We start from the raw sequence: 21037 nt of genomic DNA on the forward strand, positions 1-21037 counted from the left end.
AGTCTAGTGTTTAAGTAGGTGTGCACTGAAACCGAAATCTTTTGCCCCTTTAAAATCTGCTACCGGATTGTCTCCAATATGCAGGATACGGTGCATGGGAAGATCCCGGTCTTTAAGATTATTTTTCACTTCCTGAAAAATCAGAGGATTCGGTTTGGATATATTGATCTCATCCGAATAAATATGAAAGTCTATATACTGGTCCAGCTCTTCCTGGATCAAAAATTTCCTCATTGTTCTCCCTTTGATAAATCCTGTATTGCTCAGAATATTCACCGTCTTGCCCTGATTTTTGATCTGATCAAAAAATTCTTTTATGTTTTCGAAAATGACAACGGGCTTGTATTCTAAAAACAGTTCTTCACTTTTCAGGTAAAATCCGTTTAACTTTTCTTTATCCAATTGTCTTACATCAATATCCAATGCACCCAATATCAGTAAATACATTTCAAAAGTATCCATATTGCCCCCCGTCACTTCATTGATCGTATTGCACAGATCATCGTAATATTTTACGGTTTTCGCAACTTCCGAAACCGGTTTGTCAATATCAAAAAACGAGGTGAAGAGCTCAACTCTTTTTGTTTTAAATTCAGGGTGAGATTTTATTAAAGTAAGCCACAGATCAAAAGAAAAATGACAGTGGTTGTGAATGTCGATATCTGTTTTCAATAGTTTTAAGTTAAAAGTTTTATTTAGCTTTCTTGAAAAAGATTTAAAATTATTTAATCATCTACAAGTGTTTAACCGGGGTATTCTTTCCAAAGATAAAATTTTTCTTAGAAAAGCATTACGTACTTCTCTGTTTTAAGAAATTTTTATGAATTTTCACAGATTTTACGACCAGTTGCGTTTGGGCTTAACCATTTGTTTAAATTCTTTTAACTATTTTTTTCCTTAAAAAACTTTGGATAATTAAAAAAATTATTTAATTTCTCAACCGATTAAAAATCAACAATGTCAACAACAATGATAAATATAATAACTTTAAGTAACCCTGTGAGAGCTGTGTACTCTGGCAGCATTCAATATTTATCTGAATAGTTCCTTAGATCTTTTATTACTAAAAATATATTGAAGACCTATCTGTTCAGATGGGTCTTTTTTGCTGCCTTATTTTCAGACCTCAAACCGGGGGAAATACGATCACGTAACAAACTTGTGGAACAGATAAAGTTTATTTTCTAATGCAAAGAAAATAATTGTCATGTTTCTAAAGGAAAGCAAAGATGGAATCAATTTCATTGATTCTGATGGAGGGAATGGATATATAAAAATTAAAAAAATTCACGCTGATTAATCAGATGATGCAGATTTTTATTTTTGTTAATCTGTTCTATCCGCATAATCTGCGAGAGCATATAATTTTTGCCTACTCCACAACTTTTAAGACTGATCCAGGGAGAATACCTACCCGTATTCTCAAAATCAACAATTTAAATTCAGCAAAATGAAATATAACACAAGAAATATAGGAATCATAGCGCACGTAGATGCAGGAAAAACCACTTTAACGGAAAGGCTTCTTTATTACACAGGCCTTATTCATAAGATTGGAAATGTAGACGATGGAAATACCACCATGGATAAAGATATTCAGGAGAAAAACAGAGGAATCACCATTTCATCCGCGGCGGTTTCTACGCAGTGGAAAAAAGGAGAAACGGTTTATAACATCAATATTATTGACACGCCCGGGCACATTGATTTCGCAGTGGAAGTTGAGCGTTCTTTAAGAGTACTGGATAGTGTCGTTGCTGTTTTCTGCGCTTCGTCAGGCGTTCAGCCACAAACCGAAAATGTTTGGTTCCAGGCTGAAAAGCACGGAATTTCAAAGATATGCTTCATCAATAAAATGGACAGGATCGGAGCCGATTTTTTCGCAGCTCTCAAGGAAATTGAAACAAAACTGCATGCAGTTCCTATGGCACTTCAGATCCCGATCGGAGCTGAGGACCAATTTGAAGGAGTGATTGATTTAATCAGCCAGAAAGCCTTATACTGGACGGACGAAAACGGGGAAACGATTATTGAAAAGGAAATTCCTGCAGATCACAAAGCTGATGCCGATGAATACAGGATGAAATTGATGGAAACCCTGGCCGAATATGATGAAAAGTTCTTTGAGATTTTCATGGATTCCGACAACAGGATTACCGGGGAAATGATCACGGAAGCTTTACAAAAGGTCTGCAGATCAGGAGCTGCGGTTCCTGTTCTCTGTGGTTCTGCCTTTAAGAACAAAGGAGTACAGCCTCTTTTGGATGCGGTAGTCACGTATTTTCCGGCACCGGACCAACTTCCTGCTGTTCAGGGAAAAGATCCTGAGACGGAAGAACCTGTGGAACTGGTAAGAAATGAAACGGAATCTTTTTCAGGCCTTGTTTTTAAAGTCGTGATCGATAAGCATATGGGCAGGCTTGCGATGCTCCGCGTGTATTCCGGAAAGATAAAATCCGGTGATACGGTTCTGAATGTAAGAACAGGTGAAAGTTTCAGGATATCGAGGATTCTGAAGATGCAGTCTGACAAAACGTTATCAATAGAGGAAGGAAAAGCAGGTGATATTGTAGCTTTAACAGGCATAAAGGATGCCAAAACGGGAGATTCTTTATCATCCGTTGAGAAGCCTGTGCTTCTGGAAGCGATTACCATTCCTGCTCCTGTGATCAGGGTTTCTATAGAGCCTAAAACGAACAGTGACGAGAAATCTTTCGGTTTGGTTCTGGCTAAGATCCAGGAAGAGGATCCTTCTTTGGTGGTGGAAAGAGACCGGCAGACGGGGGAAACTTTATTAAGCGGTCTGGGCGAGCTTCACCTGGAGGTTACTCTGGAAAAGATCCGTCTGAATCATGGTATTGAAGTCAACCAGGGGAAACCTAAAGTCTCTTACCGTGAGATTTTAACGGAAACCAGAACCCACAGGGAAAAGCTTTCGAAACAGAATGGCGGAAACGGACAGTTTGCCGATATCACTTTTGAAATCGGTCCCAGAGAGAATAATGAACCGGGACTGGAATTCATTAACCTGATCAAAGGAGGTGTTATTCCGGGCGAGTTTATTCCTCCTGTGGAAAAAGGGTTCAGGGAAGCCATGGAAAACGGACCACTGAGAGGCTATCCTCTGGAAAGTATGAAGATCAGACTTCTGGACGGTTCTTTCCATGTTCAGGATTCGGCCGCGTTTGATTTTGAAAATGCTGCGAGAGACGGATTCAGGTCGGCTGCTTTATCATGCAGTCCTAAGCTTCTGGAACCAATCATGCAGGTTGAAATTCAGAGTATTGAAGAATACACGGGTGCTGTAACAGCCGATATCAACCGAAGAAGGGGAATTATTTCGTCCATTGATGAAAGATCAGGAAGGAAGATTTTCACGGCGGAAGTTCCGCTAGCTTCTACGTTCGGATATATTTCCGATCTGAGGACTCTGACGAGCGGAAGGGCTTCGACCAGCATGAAATTATCGCACTACGCTTTGGTGCCTGATTTCATTGCCAATACATTAGTAACTTAAAAAACGAGGGCTGTAAATTTATTTTACAGTCCTTGTTTGGTTACTATAGGTGAATGTGAATGGTTAATTGTGAATTTCTTTGCTGTAGATTTCTTTTGCGATTGCTTCCTTTTTCTAATATATGAATGTTTTTTTACTTCTCGCTGATTGAGCAGATAACGCTGATTTCTTTTGCACTGCTTTCTTCTTGCTTTCTCTAAAGGAATGCTTTTATTTCTCGCTTATTGAGCGGATAATACTGATTTCTTTTTGCGACTGTTTCCTTCTTGCTTTCTCTAATAAAGGAATGCTTTTATTTCTCGCTGATTGAGCAAATAACGCTGATTTCTTTTTGTGACTGTTTCCTTGTTGCTGTCTATAATAAATGAATGTTATTCTTATATCCCACAGATTTCTCAGATGACAGACTGTAAATCTTTTAATATTTAAATTTTTTAAATCTTTCAATCTTAAATCCCCTACTTCTCCGGCATCACTTTATAAGTGGGATCTTCCTGGATATTAACTTCTATAACGGCTTCTGCATTTTTCAGCATTTTACGGCAGTCTTCACTAAGATGACGCAGGTACAGCTTTTTGTCATGCTGGCTGTAGCGTTTAGACAGTTTATCCAGAGCATCAATGGCACTCATATCTACGATACGGCTTTCTTTGAAATCTACAATCACCTCATCAGGATCTTCCATGAGATCGAATTTATCCATAAATGTGGTGACTGATCCGAAAAATAGGGGGCCATATATTTTATAATGCTTCACGCCATTTTCATCAATGTATTTTCTTGCCCGGATTCTTTTTGCGTTATCCCAGGCAAAAACCAGAGCTGCTATCACAACACCTACCAGAACAGCCAATGCCAGATTGTGAAGGATTACGGTTATTAAGGCAACTGTAATTCCTACCACTATATCAGACTTCGGCATTTTGTTGACAATCCGGATGGAAACCCACTGGAATGTCCCTATGGCAACCATCATCATGACACCTACCAATGCGGCCATTGGTATTTTTTCAATAAACGGGGCTCCGAATAAAATGATGAGGAGGATCATTACTGAACCTATAATTCCTGACAGCCTGGCCCTTGAACCTGCATTGAGATTAACCAGTGTCTGAGCCACCATTGCACAGCCTCCCATTCCTCCGAAAAATCCATTGGTGATATTCGCTATTCCCTGCGCTACGGACTCCTTGTTGGTATTTCCTTTTGAATTGGTGATCTCATCCACCATTGACAGTGTCAGAAGGGATTCAATAAGACCTACTCCTGCCATCACCAATGCATACGGGAAAATGACCTGCAGGGTTTCCAAAGTGAAAGGAATCTTCGGAATATGAAAACTTGGGAGATTTCCGCTGATGTGTGCAATATCCGCCACTGTTTTTGTCGGGATATTAAATCCTACCACCACGGCAAAAACCACAATAATAGCGACTAAAGATGCAGGAACCACTTTTGTTATCTTTGGGAAAAAGTATACAATGGCAATGGTCAAAGCTGTCAATCCGGCCATGATATACAATGGCATTCCCTGGAGCCAGCCGGAAACTCCGGCGCTGTCTGTTATTTTAAACTGTTCGACCTGGGCCATAAAAATAATGATCGCGAGACCATTCAAAAACCCATACATTACGGGCTGCGGAATAAGCCTGACAAATTTCCCCAGCTTAAAAATTCCTACCAGCATCTGAAAGGTTCCCGCCAGGGCAACGGCGGCAAACAGGTATTCTATCCCGTGAGATTTTATCAGAGCGATCAATACGACAATGGTAGCTCCTGCCCCTCCTGAAACCATTCCGGGACGGCCACCCAAAACAGCGGTGACAATTCCCATCATAAAAGCTGCATAAAGCCCGGTGAGCGGAGAGATTCCGGCCAGGATTGCAAAGGAAAGCGACTCAGGAATCATGGTCATCGCTACTGTAAAACCAGCCAGAAGTTCGTTTTTGTAGTTTATTTTTTTCGAAAAATCGAATAAGCTTGTTGTATTCTTCATTGAGCTGCAAAGGTATATACTTGCAAGATGCAATACAATTACTGTGCTTTATCTTTTTCAAATATCATTTTTTTTAAATTATACCTGTTTAAACTTATATCTTATACAGTTGGCCAATCGCAAAGGCGCAAATTATATTATAAAATAACGTTTTAAGGCGCAAAGATTTTATCTGCGATAAAATTTCTAACTTTTTATTATATAATTTTTGCTGAAAATCTTTTGATTTTCTTGCGCCTAAAAACATCCATACAGTTTAAAACTTTGCGCCTTTGCGATTTTCCAACACAGAAGGTTAAACAAATTATATAAAATCTGCGTAACCTGCCAAATCTGAGAGATTTTAAAAATTTAAACAGCCTTATTAAAATAATTCACACGAATGTTCATTTAATTTGTTAATTTTAATTAAAGTTGACCTTAATGGATATTTTTTATACATTTTTGAGAGTTAACTTCCATTTTTTATTTAAATTTGGAAATGAACAAACAGATTATTTACTGTTAATTAAAAAAAACAGGTAAATGATTTGTCAATACTAAGGTCAATAGTTAAAAATATTACGAATAACTGTACGAAAAAACTTAACAGGATTTTTATACAGAAAGAAAATCTGAGCATAACGAAGTCTTATCCGGATCAGCTGCAGAAGGAAATGGGAGATATAAAGTATTTTTAAGATTAAATAACCTGAAAACAATTAACGGCTGGTGATATTCCAGACTGCCGGCTGTACATCCAAGTATGGTACTGAGTTTACATTTCCCTTTTTGCTGCTGGGATTTTCTTGGCATATTTTATTGGTAAGCAGTTATTCTGTAGTAATATATTATCTATTTTCTTTAATTAATGAGTTTAATAAAAAATAGTACTTAATACATGTTATATAAAGAAATTCATATAGGAAAGTTAATCAAGGAGATGGTGAATGAATATGAGATTCCTATGGACAGGATCTGTAATTTCCTGGATAAGGACGTACAATTTGTTGAAAATCTATACGAAAGCAGATCAATAGATACTGACCTACTTTTAAGATGGAGTAAACTGCTGGAGTATGATTTTTTCAGGCTTTACAGTTCGCATCTGATCCTCTATGCACCACCGTCTGCCGTCAACAAAAACCAGAAGAAATCGGATAAAATTCCTTATTTCAGGAAAAATATTTACACCCAGGAGATTAAAGATTTTATCATGAAGAGAATTCTTTCCGGCGAGATGACCTATGGCGAGGTGATCAAAGAATATTCTATCCCAAAAAGCACTCTTCACCGCTGGCTTCAGAAAAATGATGATACTACTAACGGATAAAAAGAATCTATTATGCGTCCCAATTACAAAAAGATATATTACGATATGCTGAGGCTGGAACATCCGGAAAAGCTGAAGGACCCAAAGATCAAAGAGATGTTGGGAAAACTGAATACAACGGAAGATATATTAAATTTCAACGAAAAGATTTTTGAACAGTCGAAAGAAAGCCAGATCAATAACCAGAAGCTTAAGACTTATGATAAAAAAACCATGTTCAAGCTTTTACAGTATCAAAGTAAGCATGGCTTTTCTACCAGCTATATGTCCAGGAAGTATAAGATCAGCAGAACAACCATTCTGAACTGGAAAAAAACTTTCGAAGCAGAAATAGAACAAGTAATAAATGCCGGCGAAAATTAATTCACCGGCATTTTTTTAAAGGTAATGATCAGGAAAAAAAGGGGCAGTCATTGTGCCGGATTCGAACCGGATAGCCTTGCCGGAGTTACCGACTTCGCTATTCCTCCCCAAATGTGTGACGATGTAGTTTTTCCTTTACGACACTTTTATTTAAAAAACAAGGCAACACCTGAAAGTGTATAAGCGTGCTCTAACCAACTGAGCTACTCTTCCTATTGAGACTGTGTTTTTTTGTGGAAGAGACGGGACTCGAACCCGTGACCCCGTCGTGATGAGCGAAGTAACACTGTTCTACGGCACTTGTTTATTTTTTCTAATAAAAAAGAGGCTAAAGGCGGGAAAACTGCTATATATAAACCATGAGGTTTATTCTGGAGTCGAACCAATTGTAACCGAAGTAAGTTTTCTCTAACGGCACTCTTTTTATAAATCAAGGTAATTTTCGCACAGACACTTTTATGCTTACGTCTTACTATTTGGACAACTGCTTTCACAGACAGGATTTGCACCTGTATCTTAAGCCTGGAACGAAGTATTTCTATGCTACGACACTTGAATTTTTATTTTAAATTGAATAAGTTTTTTTTACTATTGCATTTGTTTAAATTTCTTTATTGGAAAATCGTAAAGGCGCAAAGTTTTTTTATAAATCAAGGTAATAATGAAAGGATCTTCCGTGCATTTGCTCTACCTGCTGAGCTACCTCTCCTCTTCGAGGGAAAAGGCAGGAATCGAACCTGCGGCCCAATGTTTCAAAATCCCGAAGTATGATCCTAAAACGACACTTGATTATTTTACAGCAGGGCATTCAGCCAAACAGAAACTTATGACAGAGTGATACCATTACACCATCTGTTTCCAGAACAGGATTCGAACCTGTATTGCTGCCTCCCAACGAAGCAATTCTGTTTTACGGCACCTGCTTGATATTTTTATAACGGGTCTTTCTGTATTTTTTCCAGTTTCTCTGGTATTTTTCCTGATGGGAATTTACCGTTTCAAAACCATGATGCGGAAAGCAATACGAACAACCCATTTCATTTCCGTATATTAATCTTGAGATCTGTATTCCGGAAATTTTCTTTGGAAAATCAATGAGTCCGTATTCATTGATTCCGAAAGTTTGTTTTAATGTCTTGTATTTTTTCATGTCTATTGAGAATTAACCTCAATACACTGCTTCTTTAAGACATGGTTTATGAATTTTCATGGTTATTGGTTTTACTATTTTATCTTTTCATTGTATAAAAAACCAAGCAATGGATCATAAGAGTTTTTGAATGTATTCAAATTGGAAGTTTGACGATGAAACTCTTACTGTACGGCATTGGTCTGTAGTTACCGGGCATCTTGCGGAAAGACTCTGTTCAAATGAAAAGTCGAAGAAACTCTTTCCTTATGGCACCGGATGAATAACAATGCAAAGTTATTCCGGAGGTGCGCATTCTTTTTACGCAGTTAATTTATTTTTATTTTTTTAAATACTGATATACAGTTTTTGTCCTTTTCTCATGACCTCTTCTGCAAATTTTTTAAAAACGGGATAATAGTAGTTTTCAAAATCATCGTACAGGTATTTTTTACAGCTGTCATTTTTTATGGATTCTAAAGTCAGAAGAAAATCATCTGCATCTATCCCGGTACATTCAGCACTGATATCCTGCCAGCCGTTGCATTCATTATTCTGTCTCACAAACTCCGGTAATCTGCTGTATTCTTCCGGAGTAATCCCTTCATAGAACCAATAGTTCAGATATCCTCTAAAAGTTCCGCCACCAAAAAGCACAGCTTCCTGCCTGCCTTGAGATTCCGTAAGAAGCATATATTCTTCACCGCAATCGGGTGCTCCGCAGCAGGGACAAAGGCAGAGATGCGTGAGATCTTCTCTGATAAAAGGATTTCCGGTTATTTGATGTTGATAGGTTTCGGACATTGTATTATTGTTTTTTGTCATTGCGAGGAACGAAAGTGACGAAGCAATCTCAAAATCTTATTCTTCGTTTTGCCTTGAAGCAAAAGAACCAAAAATTCAAGACTTGGAAACTCCGGCTAAAAATAATCTATACTCTCTAAAAATTCTAAAACTCGCGCGAATTATATGTTGCTGTTTTAGTTCAAAATGGGTCTCGCGCTCAAACAGTAGAATTTTCTTAACGTTCGCATAGTTTATTTTCTTAACGCCTTCGTTTCCTAGGTCGTTTTATTTCATTTTAAGTTTTCCTAACTTATCAAGCTTTAGGTTTAACTCTTGCTTTCTCTTTTCCAATTTTTTTGGTTGAATGAACACAAAATCAAAAAGTTGTTCAATAACTTATATTAGCCGCAGGATTAAGCTTCTAACTGAGTTTATGGTATTAGTTTTTATTTTTAAAAGCAGTGCCTTTTAAAGCACTACTTTTTTAATGATTTGAACAGCAGACTTTCTGTCTTCCAGAGCATTCAGTACATCGAAAACCTTGTCTGACCAGCCTGCAATAAGATATACGTCGTTTTTTCTGATATCCAACGGCTGTTTTCCGTAACCTGCCAGGTCAAAAATATATAATTTCGCATCCGGAGCCATACTTTTGTACCGGTTCCAGGAGTCTTCAAAAGAATTTTTGGTTCCATTGCTGTTCCACAACTGAGTATCGGTAAACAACATTACTTTGTCCGTTTTTTCTCTTTTTTTGATCAGATCTTCGATCACCAGATAACCGTTGGTAGAATAACCTACTTCACCTTCACGCTTGTAAAACTCATTAACGTTTCTCAGAATACCGTTTTTAGGCATGGGAACTCTTTTCCATCTGTCACCAAACATACCTGTAATCACATTTTTACACCGGGACTGCAAAATCATAGACATCAGTAATCCAATATCATAAAGCAATACTTTACTTTTAGGTGAAACCGGCTGCTGCATAGAACCTGAAACATCCGCCGCAATCACCACTGAAGTATCAAAACCAAAACCTTTAATATTTTTAGCACTCACCATAACAGCATCTTCCAATGCTTCCAAAATGGATGACAGCCAGGGCGAATCCATAGTCTTCAGTTCCCTGTAGGCCGACAAAAATCTGAACGGAAGCTGTTTTGAATTCGTTACAGCTTTTTCATTGGATAAATAATTACAAATCTTATCCATCGCATCAGAAGAAACACCTGCTTCTATAATATTTCTCAGGTTTCTCAAAGTTGCCATATAACCGAGCTTATTGCTGAAGATCAATTCTTCCCATTTATTTTTAAAAGCCTGCTTTTTTTCTGTTTCACCGGCAAATTTCGTCTGACCCAAAACGGAAAGTTCAACTTCCCATGTGTAAGGAGTTTCCAGTTTATCACCTACAATTTTGTTAAAAACTGCCTGCTGATTTTCATCTTTTGCTTTCGGGTGAACCAGGAACAGTGCATCTCTCAATGTTACTTCTGCTTTTCTGTTGTATTTTGCAAACTGGTATTCATCAAATTTATTGAAAGACTTTGCAAGACCTTTCTGGATCTGTTTTGAAAGCCTGTTCAGTTTTTTGGTTTCCGTTCTTTCATTAGCAGTCTGATAGTAAGCCAAAAGTTCAGTGATTTCATCTGCTCTCTGTACAACTCCATCTACCGTTCTGCTTACTAAGTCTGTACCGGAAGCCTGTTTGGCCAGTTCTGCAGTCAGAACTAACGGAATAGAACGCAGGTACATATCTTTTCTTGCATACACAGCCAGTTTAGCTACAAATTCAGGGTCATTTTTTCTGATCAGAGACTGAATTCTTTCCAATCTGTCATTTCCCTTTTCATAGGATGTATTGGATAATCCTGTTGTAACAACAGCACTATATAGTTCTTCAGCAGGTGTCATGGTAAATGCCTTTGCACCTTCGTAGTTGAATACGGTATTTTTCTCTTTCTTTAAAAAATTAAATTTCATGAGTTACTGTTTTTGTTAAACATTTTGGAGGATCATCTTCCCCTCTGATTTCTGATGCAAAGTAAAAACAGTATTACGCAGTCTTTTTGCGTAGTGAATATTTATACGATTTTTTTTTTTCAAAACTTTATAAGCTTAATCAAAATTGGTGAGCTTATTTTATCTCCCGCAGATTTCTAAGATGCACTCAGATCATTGTGTTACCGATATAAAATAGTTGTAATATTCATGTTATGAATTTATGTTTTGGCTAAAGCCCGATGGCTGGCAACCTTTTTTACAAGCGGGTTAAAACCCGCTCCTATTGAATTTTAACAACAATATCTTTTATCTTTTATCTTTTATCTTTTATCTTTTATCTTTTATCTTTTATCTTTTATCTTTTATCCAATCTTTTCCACATACAAAATGTCTATCATTCATTTCCAGTAAAGGAATCAGCATTCTCTGCTTTTCCCGACGGCATTGCCTAGATTTGTGTATATTAAAATTCAGGCTATGATTCAAGGATTATATGAAACACACATTCAGGTAAACAATTTAGAAAATTCTGTACGTTTTTATACTGAGGTGCTGGGACTGAAACTGGCCCATATGGATGAGACTCGTCCTATTGCATTTTTGTGGATAGGTGAAGGCAAGAGCTTTATGCTGGGGTTGTGGGAGCAAAAGGAAAACCTGCAGCCAAGGCACTTTGCATTTTCCAGCAGTAAAGAGGATATTTTAAACTATTCAGTAGACTTTCTGAAGAAGAAAGACCTGAAACCCTATAATTTTTTAAAGGATGGGATTGATGAGCCTATGGTTTTTGCGTGGATGCCTGCACTGGCCATCTATTTCAATGATCCGGATGGCAACCAGCTTGAGTTTATATCGGTTCTTGAAGGTGAAGGGAAACCTGAGCTGGGCGTAATCTCCTATGAAGAATGGATGAAGCATCAATAAATAAAAAAGGACAGACTTATTTTCAGAAGCTGTCCTTTTTGTTAAATATTCACTAATTTCTTTACGGCAAGAACATGTTTACATGGTCCCCTTTCCCCCTGGTATTTACTGAACCATTCACAGGTGCACCGTTCTTTATCACTCTCTATAATGACCGTATGATGCACACCGGTTCCTTCCACTCTTGCTTCGGTTCTGGCTGTGGTTTTATTTAAAATCTCAACTTTGCCCTCTGCGATAAGTTTTTCTGCATTTTTCATCCGTGGATTCAGGCCGATTATGCGATTGAGCTTAAACGGCAGCCTCCGGTAGAAAAAGCCGTTGTCATCCAGATCATATCCCAAAAGTCCCATAGCAGCCAGTCTTCCTGTGAGGTTATTTGTTTTTTTAAGATGGATATTTTCATCCAGAGCAAACGCTGAAGGATTAAAAGACTGATTGGCATAAGCATATTTATCCAGGGCATCGATCCATTCATCAGAAATATCATCGATCAGGCTGTCCAGTACCGCACCTTCTCCGGAAAATCCCCGCCAGGTTTCTCTTGACAATGAAAAACTGAACCTTATATTTCCCATATACAGCTGCCATGTGGTAGACTGCATATCTGCATGAGGAAATACCTGCATCTGGTCTATATAAGGAAGAAGCGGCTCCAGCAGGCGTAATCTGTGAAGTCCTCCGATACAGACCGCATCCGCAGATTTTACCGGCGAAAACATGGGTTTGTTTCCTCTGATGATCAGGTAATAATCTGATTTTACAGGTCCTTTCGGTATTCCTCTGAACAGCTGCTGGGTCTGGACTTTATTGAAACAGTGGAGCTTTTCGGATTCAGAAAGATAAATCTGAACGGTACTCAGCCCTTTGATCCATTTTACAGGCAGCGGGACTTTTCGTTCCACTACTTTTCCCTCTTCTTTATGAAGTCCGACTTCTTTTTCACCTACGGAAAGCATTATTTTTTCATTGAGCCGGATGCTTCCCAACGCAGTAATCATCGGCTGGTTAAAGTCGACATTGGTGGTTCCGTTTTCCAGAAACTCTCCGTGAAGTCCGTCTGGCAGCACATCTAGCCTGGCATAAACACCTGCACAGTGTGAAAATCCTTCAAACCGCAGCCTGCTGTTTCCGGCAGTAACGATAGGGTCTTTAAGCAGTGCCATCTGAAACGGCGAGAGGTTAAAGCTTGATTTCACAATATTGGAAAGTGTAATGAGACCTCTCGCCAATATAAACGGCTGGCTGACTTCTCCCCAAAAAAAGCAGGGAGCATCCGTATTTTTCTGAATTTCGCTGTATTTGGACAGGAACAATTCTTCAGATGCAGATTTTTTTATCAAAGACGATGGTCTCTGATAGTTGTAAATTAGCGTATCTTCCATATCTATTTTTTTAGAAGAAGATTGCAGATTTTTTTCAGGCTGGAATTTTCTTTCCAGGCATTCAGTTTTTCTTTTAAGTTTTTATCGGCTTCAGATTGGTTTAAAGCCAAAACCTCGTGGTAAATATCCAATATTTTTCTAAGATTGGTAACAGGCGTTTCCATCTGCAGCAAAATGTGGGTGAAAAGCTGTTCCAGTGCCAGATTGTGATCTTTGCTGACATTGAGCATGTGATGCTGTACAAGATCTGTAAATCTCTTCACAGGAGCCCATTCCAGTTTTTCATGAAGCCCTATTACCTGCCCAAGACGGGCATTGTCCATTACTTTATGGGAGACATGCTCCAACCAGATCTCGGCAGCAGTTCCGCGGATCACTTTGTCTCCGTCCAGGAAAATGGTTCCCAGAAAAAGATATCCCATAGCATCCAGAGGTTTTTTCATCTGATGGAGCGCCTGAGCGGTATTCAGAACAAGTCCTCTTTCGTAAACTTCTGCAATTCCCGAATAAAACAGGCAGTCTTTAATGATCCTGGCAAAAACGTTCCCAAGTGTATTCGGGAAACTCCAGATAAATGAAGGAATTTCTGAGAAATTTTTCTGCTCTGCAATAAAGTATTCTAAGAAAAGCTGATGCTGTCTTTTTTTCAGGTGATATTTCGGAACACGGATATTAAGCTCAACGGGATAGTAGGAATTCTTCTTGCTGTCAATCGTTTTCCATTCATGTATTCCGGTAAGGAATTCTTTAGGAATATCCTCATATCCGAAGTCTTTGAATTCTTCAAAAGTCATTTCAGGAGAGCGTGTAATTCCTGCTGTCATCCACCATGAAGGATGTTCAAATTTCCCTTTCGGAACTGCATTTTTATCAAAAAAGAAAAGCAGAAGTTCTTTATATTCTCCTTTTAATTTCTTGCCGGCCAGCTGTAATGCCTCTGAGGTTTTTTCAAGCGAACAATGCTGCAGGGCAAGCTGTACATCCAGATCATCAGGCTTTATATTTTTGTTCTGGTAAATTTCAAATCTTTCTACCAATGCTTCAGGGCTTATCCAGCATGGCTCATGGGTTACTGTAGAGAGCAACGGGGTTTTATCTCCTGATGTTATTTTATTAAAAACACCGACTGCTATATGTTTAAACGGTTCCATCGCCAACCCTCCGGCATAGATATCTTTAATAGACTTCAGCTTTTTATGATAAGTGGAATAAGCTTCTCTTGTGGCTTCGTCCTCACGGGTTTTCTTATATATTTTTTCCAGGTTCTTAAGCTGAAACGGAAATTTCTCCAACAGTAAAAGCCCGTAATTAATGATCAGATTGCACAGTAATACATTAAAATGGTTTACTTCCCATTTGGCAATGGTTTTACAGGCTTTTTGAAACACAGGCTCAAAAAGTTTTACAGATCCGGCATCAGCTTCATCTGCAAACCGTACAAGCCCCGCCAGCGCGAGATCGTAATAATAAGTCCCGGGATTTTCTATGGCCTGGGGAAGCAGAAACATCAGGTCTTCAAAGCTATGCAATTCCTGAACTCTGCATTCTTCATTGATGAGCTCTAACTTTTCGGGATCAACGGCATCCAGCTCCAACTGCCTGTTGTCTATATATTGTGCCAATACAGGCCTTACATTGGCTAATATGTTATCCGCATAATGAGACAAGGCCTGCTTCATCTTTTCTGAAACAGGAATATATTTGATAATGATTTTTGATGCTTTGGTCTGTATGCTTTCGTCTTTGCTTACAAATGCTGCACTCAGAGCGGTTTCCAGGTTTTCCGTATCCGATTTCTTTTTCTGAAAAATTTTTTCTGTAACAGCCAGACCGGCTGCCACTACTGTTTTAACTTCTGAACTCAGCAAGTTGGGGAGAAAATGTGAAAATTCACCCGTTCTGAATGCCGGGTCCTGAACTATTTTCTTCAAATGGTCAAGCATGGTATTAACTGCTTTCGACTGTACGGAAGCCAGCCCTGACATCAGTTCATCCTGAAGCATGATCAATTCTTCGTCAGAAGGTGCCAGGACATTGAATGCATCCATGAACCATCCTGTAACGTTTTTATTAAAGTTCCTGTTTGCTGCCAGAAGGCATTCTCTGAGAAATCTTTTTCTTTCAATTTTATTTTCAGCAATAAGCTTCCGGATCAGCGGAAGCCATTCTTTTTTAAAAGGCAGTGATTTTGAAGGAAATTCGCACAGATACCAGAAATGGGTTTCCAGCGTTTCCGGGAATTTTTCCAGATCATACGGATGAAGGCTTAAATGGTATCCCAAGAGTTCAGGTCTGGGCTGTACATAGCCTTTTTCTGCCCATCCCAAGATGTCCTGATAATTAAATGCCGTGAATTCCGCATCTATGGAATCATTAATAAAATCCGAAAACCAAGCCGGGCATCCCCACTCAAGTATTTTTCCGGTCTGCTCTTTATCTCTGAAAAGGCTCCAGTAGTTTTTCCCGTACCGTTTCTGATCCATGCAGACAAACGATGCTATATCAATAATAGAATGCTGATCTGCAGAACCGGAAGTATGGTAGGAGTTTTTCGTCATTACAATTTTACTGATCTCCCTGTGCAGTTTTTTTATAGTAGGAACCAGCGCTTTTCTTTCTTCTGTTGTGAGCTGCTTCAGAAACGGAATAATCTCATGTGCTTTTTCCTTATTAAGAATCTCATAAAGTCTTTCTTTCATTTGTTTTTAATTTGATAATAATTTTTTTCAGGTTATTTTCATTTTGCCATTCTTTTAACTTTGCTGCTACAGCATGATCAGTTTCGGACTGATTAAGGTGTAACAGTTCGTAATACATCTCCAGTATTTTTTTAAGGTTAAAAACCGGATGATCTATTGCTGTGAGAATGGATATCATTAGTTTTTCAAATGCCCGGTTGTGTCCGGGACTCAGGCCAATGAAGCCGGCAAGCCCATCTGTAAGCCGCTTAGCCGGAGCCAGTCCTAAACTGATCTTTTCACCTATCATGATCCCTAGTGACGGGATATCAAAATCAACCGAAACTATTTTATACATAACTGCTTCAAAAGCCGTACCAGAGAAGGTTTTATCCTTATTCAACATAGCCGCGGACAGGAATAGATAATGTACCGGCTGGAATGGGAGGTCCAGGCTCATCCATGCATCCAAAAATCCGGTATTGGTTCTGATATCGTATTGATATACAGCACTGGACAGTGTTTCGTTATATTTTTTTGCAAAAACAGCCCCCGAAAAGCAGGGTGCTGTGTATAAAATACGGATCAGATCATGATCATAAGCTGCGTGATATGAATTAAATAAATGATCCAGAAGGGATGCTTCCGGGGAGATTTCTTTATTTTCAATGGTTACTGTAAGCTGCGTAATTTCTTCTGCATCATTTCGTTGATAAACTTTTCTGGTTCCCTGCTTCCTGCTGAAGCTGCCATCCAGATAAGCTCTTTCATACCTGTTTTTATAATATTCCGGATCAAAAACGGGTTCCAGCCATTTGAAACAGTCCCCGGGAAGCTGTTTCCGGGCATATTTTTCTGATTCCTCCAGATTGTTTTTTCTTACGCGAAGCAATGCTCTCTGAAGATCGAAAGGAACAGGAACTGTTTTCTGGTCTATGTATATTTTTAATTTATCCACAAGCATCCGGAGATCGACCCAGCAAGGTGTATGATCAGGAACTGAAAGCAACGGAAGGTTTTTTCCCTGCCTTAAAATTTCAAAAGCCCCGAGAAGCAGTTGATGATATGCCTTAAGAATCAAAGGGGTCCGTTTTTCCGGCCAGTTCTGAAGCCCGGGAAATTGTCTCTTTGCTTCATGGAGTACCGGAGAGCCTTTTTCCTGCTTCATCAGGCCATATTCAATAAAAAATGTGGCGTATAAGTGATGCATTCCGGTACTTTCCTTTACTTTAAGAGCGGCTTTAAAAGCCGGTTCCAGCTGTACAATATGGTCTGCATTAATCTCTGTATTGAACCTCATCAGGGCATCCAGAAAGAGATCAAAATCGTTGGGATCATTTTTAGTGAAAACCCGGGGTGCAAAAAATATAAAATCATTTAGTGTCTGAATAGCCGAAATGGGTTGGGGTAAGTGCCACACAGCAGGCTCTTCACTTCTACCGGTTGGAAGCTCTTCATTATTTCCGTTTTCAGGGAGAAATTTTTCAAGCAAGACTGCGGTATCCGAAAGGAGAAATGCTTTGTAGAACTTTAATTGCTCCATAATTCCATGAGAGTCCGGATCACCGTATTTCGTAATGATCCTGGCTGTCTTTACTTGTAATGCGGCATCATTATTCAGGAAAACGGGCAGTAAAAAAAGGCAGATTTTTTCGCTGTGCTTTGGGTCATTCTTCAAAATTTTCTCAACGGTCTGAAGCAGTGTATTTAAAATATTTTTAACCCGGAGATCGGCTAAGGGTGTTACTGCATTAAGAAAATCATCTGTTTTGAAATCCGTTTCTGTAATAACAGGGCTTAAAATTTTAAGTACCGGAACGAAAAGCGAATGCTGTGCAGCGTGGAATACTGAGAACAGGCTGTCCTGAAACATCAGAATTTCGTGACTGCCTGGTTCAAGGTAAGAAAACATTTCCAGAAACCATATATTGTGTTCTTTTGAAAAGTTAAGGCTTACTGCATCCAGGCATGACTGCAATATCCGTAAACGTTCAATTTTATTTTCACTGGTCAGGCTTTTAAAGATATCTTTCCAGTTTTTCCCGTTGTAAAGGGTTGTAATATCAGAATTGTACCGGAACAGCATCCAAATATGGGAATCCAGTGTTTGTGGGTATGTAAAAAGGATTTCTTCTGAGGTAGATCCTGAACCCGGCGATTCTGAAAGAAGACCGGCACAGACTTCGTCATTCAGTATGAGATAACCTTTGTGTTCCCATTCCAAAACTTTGAGGTAATTGATATTTCTTAAAAATGAATAGCTGTTTCCCAACCATTGGGGAGTGTAAAATTGAAATAATTGATCGACAAGATCTACCGGCACTGTGTAGTATCCCGGTACCAGGCTTTCATACTGATCCTGAGTATTGCTGCAGGCCAGAGCTGTAAGCATAGAAATGCTGTTGTGACCCCAGTCTTTATCTAAGAATTTCTTTAAAACGGCTCCAGCTTCTTTCTTTTCTTTCGGGGTCAGTTTGATAAGAAAGGGAAGAACTTCCTTTATTTTATAGTTTAAATAAATGGCCTTCAATTCATCTTCAATAAGCATAATTCCAGTCTTGAGGACTAAAATAATAAAAAATGTCTGACAGACACTGAATTATCCCCGTAAAGTGACTTTTTTTAACAAAAAATTATGCTTTCAGCAGCAGTTCAGCAAGCATTTCTGAATAAAAGTTAAAGGGAATTCTTCTTTCCTCTTTGAAAAAACCGTAGATATCCGTTTTATAGTTGGATGTTGTTTTTCTGAAGCTCAAATTATCTCCGTGATGGCCGTGAATCTGACAGCTGATTTCTTTATCCCTGAGATCTATTGAAAAACGGGCATTGATTCCGAATCCAAAAAAATCTGATTCTATTTTTTGTTCGTCTTTCTTTATATTATGGAAATAAATGTTAAAAAAACCTTCGGAAAATACTTTCAGATAATCGCTCAAGGATTGGTTTCTACCTAAGAAATAATAGGTGTGAAAGTTATTGGAAGCGATGGTAACTCCTGAATCCCCTGTAATAACTGTCATTTCACTTTCTGACTCGATTTCATCTCCAAATTTTAATTTTCTGCTTGTAAAATTCATGAACGGGAACGCAGGATTTTCCGGAACCAAGCTGTCCAAGCTTCTATAGTAATTCAGAAAAAACGGATTTTTTTCAGGGTTTTTAGCTTCAAATTTTTCTTTGGAATCTGTGTGCGGGATCGCATAACGGTTGTCCGTATAGCTTTCCACTTCTCCATCCCTGTTAAAATTCACGGTGACAAAATTCTGTCCCAGTAAAGGAGAAACCTGCATGTAGATTGTTTTAAAAGCTTCTGTTAGTTTCTGCGAAAGACGGTTATATGTAACTCTGGAAACAACTCTGTAATACCTGTCATACACCACCGTTCCGGATAATTCCGCTGTTTTTACGATCCAGTCATTCCGGATGAAAAAATCATAAACTATATAATTATTGATCACTCTTTTGTTATAGTATACTTCCTCATCATAGTTTTTTAAATTTTCCAGATCAGAAGTTTCTTTAATATCATCATGATAGGATGCATTGGTTATGGAATATTTTCTTTTTCTAAAATCTTCTTTTGAATAGGCTTTGTACCTTTTTCGCTTAACGAGCTTGCTGTTTTGATAGATTTCCCCGGAATATTCGTAAAGTGATTGGGTATCTTTTTTAGAAATAACTTCATCCAGATGATTTTTATAAACGATCTTATAGGTTTTTACAGGATCTGACACTTCAGGAATCGCGGGAAATGCGGACAGGAAATATTTCCCGTATCCGGAGTTAAAAAATCCGTTCTCATGCATTTCTTCGACGGTATACGATTCATTATCCCAATCGTCATATACGATCCTACAAGTCGGGTCCAGTTGCCCGTCTTCGTTATAACTGAAACCTTCGAGGTTTGAATATCCCGAATCATAATAATAGGCATCTTTTTCAAGGCCAACCGTTTTTCCGGTAGTGACGTCAATGTATTGTGAAAAGATTTCTTTTTCCAGTACATCAGTTACCCGTATTTTCTTTTCGCACAGTATATTTTCATGGTAAAAATCAGCTTCCCATTTGGTAAAACCATCTCTTTCTTCTCTTAAATACTGTACTTCAACTTCCAGGGAGAAGTCTTCCTCTTTCGGTTCAAAGACGGTATCCTCATATATGATGCAGGTCTTTTTGATCCGCTGCAGATTTTCATAATGTTCAATACGGATAAGCTTCTGATCTTTGTATACTTTTTTATCAAAATTCCGTTTAAAGAAAGCTTCTCTAAGCGTTATCTCCAGGTCTTCATAATATGTGGAAAAATAACGGACGGTTTCCTGCTCTAAGGCTTCATCTGAAAAAGGAAACGGGAAAAACTGAAGATAATGATTCCATGATGTTTCAGCAGTGCTGATCCCGGATGCATCCATAAGAGACTGCAGAATCTCTTTCCTTTTTAAATAGGGTCTTCCGTCGTCGAAATATTTAAATTCCATTGAATCTCCGTTGTTCAGATAAAAATATTTCTTCAGGTAGACTTCATCGTCTGTATGATGAATGCTATATGAGGCCACAACCCTATCCCACTGGTCATAAACGGAAAAACATTCTATGGAAAGCTCAAAACTGCTGTACGTTTTCTCGTGGACGAATTTACCTTCCCGATGATTTTTGGTTCTTATTATTTTTACTTTGCCAACCACTGCATACTCCATCAGAATATCTTCATCAGAGATTTCTTCATGGGTAAAATAAATCTTAACAGAGTTGATCTTCTGAAAATAGAACTGTTCGGTCTTTTTCAAAACGTCACCAATATAGGTATGCTTTAAGTATGCTTTTTGCTCATGAAGACTGTTTTCTTCAAGTACCGTTCTATCTCTCTTTGTGTATACTATTCTTCTTTCCATGATCTTTCAAAATAATAAAATCCTTATCCTCAGCCTGTGCTAAAAAT

The 21037-nt window shown here is 38.5% G+C and carries 15 protein-coding genes; 5 read left to right on the plus strand and 10 right to left on the minus strand.

Translation table 11 applies throughout. From position 1 onward, the window contains the following. Nucleotides 1-3: 3 nt before the first annotated feature. Entirely contained in the window at nt 4-672 is a 669-nt protein-coding gene (locus tag IX38_RS07475; RefSeq protein ID WP_034703452.1) for an HAD family hydrolase, read from the minus strand. Nucleotides 673-1450: 778 nt separating this feature from the next. Between IX38_RS07475 and fusA the strand changes: the two genes are divergently transcribed. Beyond that, nucleotides 1451-3517 (plus strand): elongation factor G, encoded by a 2067-nt coding sequence (gene fusA, locus IX38_RS07480; protein WP_034703453.1) that lies wholly within the window; start codon nt 1451-1453, stop codon nt 3515-3517. A 458-nt stretch (nt 3518-3975) separates the two neighbouring features. Here the strand turns inward: fusA and IX38_RS07485 are convergent, their stop codons facing one another. Both IX38_RS07485 and IX38_RS07490 read right to left on the minus strand, forming a co-directional pair. Next, nucleotides 3976-5514: a SulP family inorganic anion transporter gene (locus IX38_RS07485; protein ID WP_034703455.1), complete on the minus strand. Its 1539-nt coding sequence runs from the start codon at nt 5512-5514 to the stop codon at nt 3976-3978. 597 nt (nt 5515-6111) lie between these two features. After that, nucleotides 6112-6309, minus strand: a complete 198-nt coding sequence (locus IX38_RS07490; RefSeq protein WP_034703457.1) for a hypothetical protein — start codon at nt 6307-6309, stop codon at nt 6112-6114. Nucleotides 6310-6394: 85 nt separating this feature from the next. Here IX38_RS07490 and IX38_RS07495 point away from each other — a divergent pair, with 85 nt between their 5' ends. The 3 genes from IX38_RS07495 (at nt 6395) to IX38_RS22905 (ending at nt 8027) form a co-directional block, all read left to right on the plus strand. Further along, nucleotides 6395-6826, plus strand: coding sequence for a transposase (locus IX38_RS07495; RefSeq protein ID WP_034703460.1), 432 nt, complete (start codon nt 6395-6397; stop codon nt 6824-6826). A 12-nt stretch (nt 6827-6838) separates the two neighbouring features. Continuing rightward, the gene (locus IX38_RS07500) at nt 6839-7189 is read left to right on the plus strand and encodes a hypothetical protein (RefSeq protein WP_034703462.1); all 351 of its coding nucleotides are present in this window, start codon (nt 6839-6841) and stop codon (nt 7187-7189) included. Nucleotides 7190-7850: 661 nt separating this feature from the next. Then, nucleotides 7851-8027: a hypothetical protein gene (locus IX38_RS22905; RefSeq protein WP_165570712.1), complete on the plus strand. Its 177-nt coding sequence runs from the start codon at nt 7851-7853 to the stop codon at nt 8025-8027. 72 nt (nt 8028-8099) lie between these two features. On the opposite strand, the gene IX38_RS07505 is transcribed toward IX38_RS22905, so the two are convergent. The 3 genes from IX38_RS07505 to IX38_RS07515 all read right to left on the minus strand — a co-directional run bounded on the left by IX38_RS07505 (nt 8100) and on the right by IX38_RS07515 (nt 11090). Continuing rightward, nucleotides 8100-8339: a hypothetical protein gene (locus IX38_RS07505; RefSeq protein ID WP_034703464.1), complete on the minus strand. Its 240-nt coding sequence runs from the start codon at nt 8337-8339 to the stop codon at nt 8100-8102. A 327-nt stretch (nt 8340-8666) separates the two neighbouring features. Beyond that, the gene (locus tag IX38_RS07510) at nt 8667-9122 is read right to left on the minus strand and encodes a uroporphyrinogen decarboxylase/cobalamine-independent methonine synthase family protein (RefSeq protein ID WP_131368646.1); all 456 of its coding nucleotides are present in this window, start codon (nt 9120-9122) and stop codon (nt 8667-8669) included. 450 nt (nt 9123-9572) lie between these two features. Continuing rightward, nucleotides 9573-11090 carry a TROVE domain-containing protein gene (locus IX38_RS07515; protein ID WP_034703468.1) on the minus strand — a complete coding sequence of 506 codons (1518 nt, stop codon included), beginning with the start codon at nt 11088-11090 and terminating at the stop codon, nt 9573-9575. A gap of 498 nt (nt 11091-11588) precedes the next feature. Between IX38_RS07515 and IX38_RS07520 the strand changes: the two genes are divergently transcribed. Further along, a complete protein-coding gene (locus IX38_RS07520) occupies nt 11589-12035 on the plus strand; it encodes a VOC family protein (RefSeq protein ID WP_034703470.1) in 447 nt (148 codons plus the stop codon). Between the two features lie 41 nt (nt 12036-12076). On the opposite strand, the gene IX38_RS07525 is transcribed toward IX38_RS07520, so the two are convergent. The 4 genes from IX38_RS07525 to IX38_RS07540 all read right to left on the minus strand — a co-directional run bounded on the left by IX38_RS07525 (nt 12077) and on the right by IX38_RS07540 (nt 20990). Continuing rightward, nucleotides 12077-13420 (minus strand): SWIM zinc finger family protein, encoded by a 1344-nt coding sequence (locus IX38_RS07525; protein WP_034703472.1) that lies wholly within the window; start codon nt 13418-13420, stop codon nt 12077-12079. 2 nt (nt 13421-13422) lie between these two features. Further along, complete coding sequence (locus tag IX38_RS07530) at nt 13423-16119, minus strand: DUF6493 family protein (RefSeq protein WP_034703474.1); 2697 nt, start codon at nt 16117-16119, stop codon at nt 13423-13425. Continuing rightward, entirely contained in the window at nt 16100-18646 is a 2547-nt protein-coding gene (locus IX38_RS07535) for a DUF6493 family protein (RefSeq protein WP_034703475.1), read from the minus strand. Before IX38_RS07535 ends, IX38_RS07530 begins: the two co-directional genes overlap by 20 nt. Before the next feature lie 85 nt (nt 18647-18731). Beyond that, a complete protein-coding gene (locus IX38_RS07540) occupies nt 18732-20990 on the minus strand; it encodes a hypothetical protein (protein ID WP_034703477.1) in 2259 nt (752 codons plus the stop codon). Between the last annotated feature and the right edge of the window lie 47 nt (nt 20991-21037).

The sequence above is a fragment of the Chryseobacterium luteum genome (assembly GCF_000737785.1).
GTDB lineage: Bacteria > Bacteroidota > Bacteroidia > Flavobacteriales > Weeksellaceae > Chryseobacterium > Chryseobacterium luteum.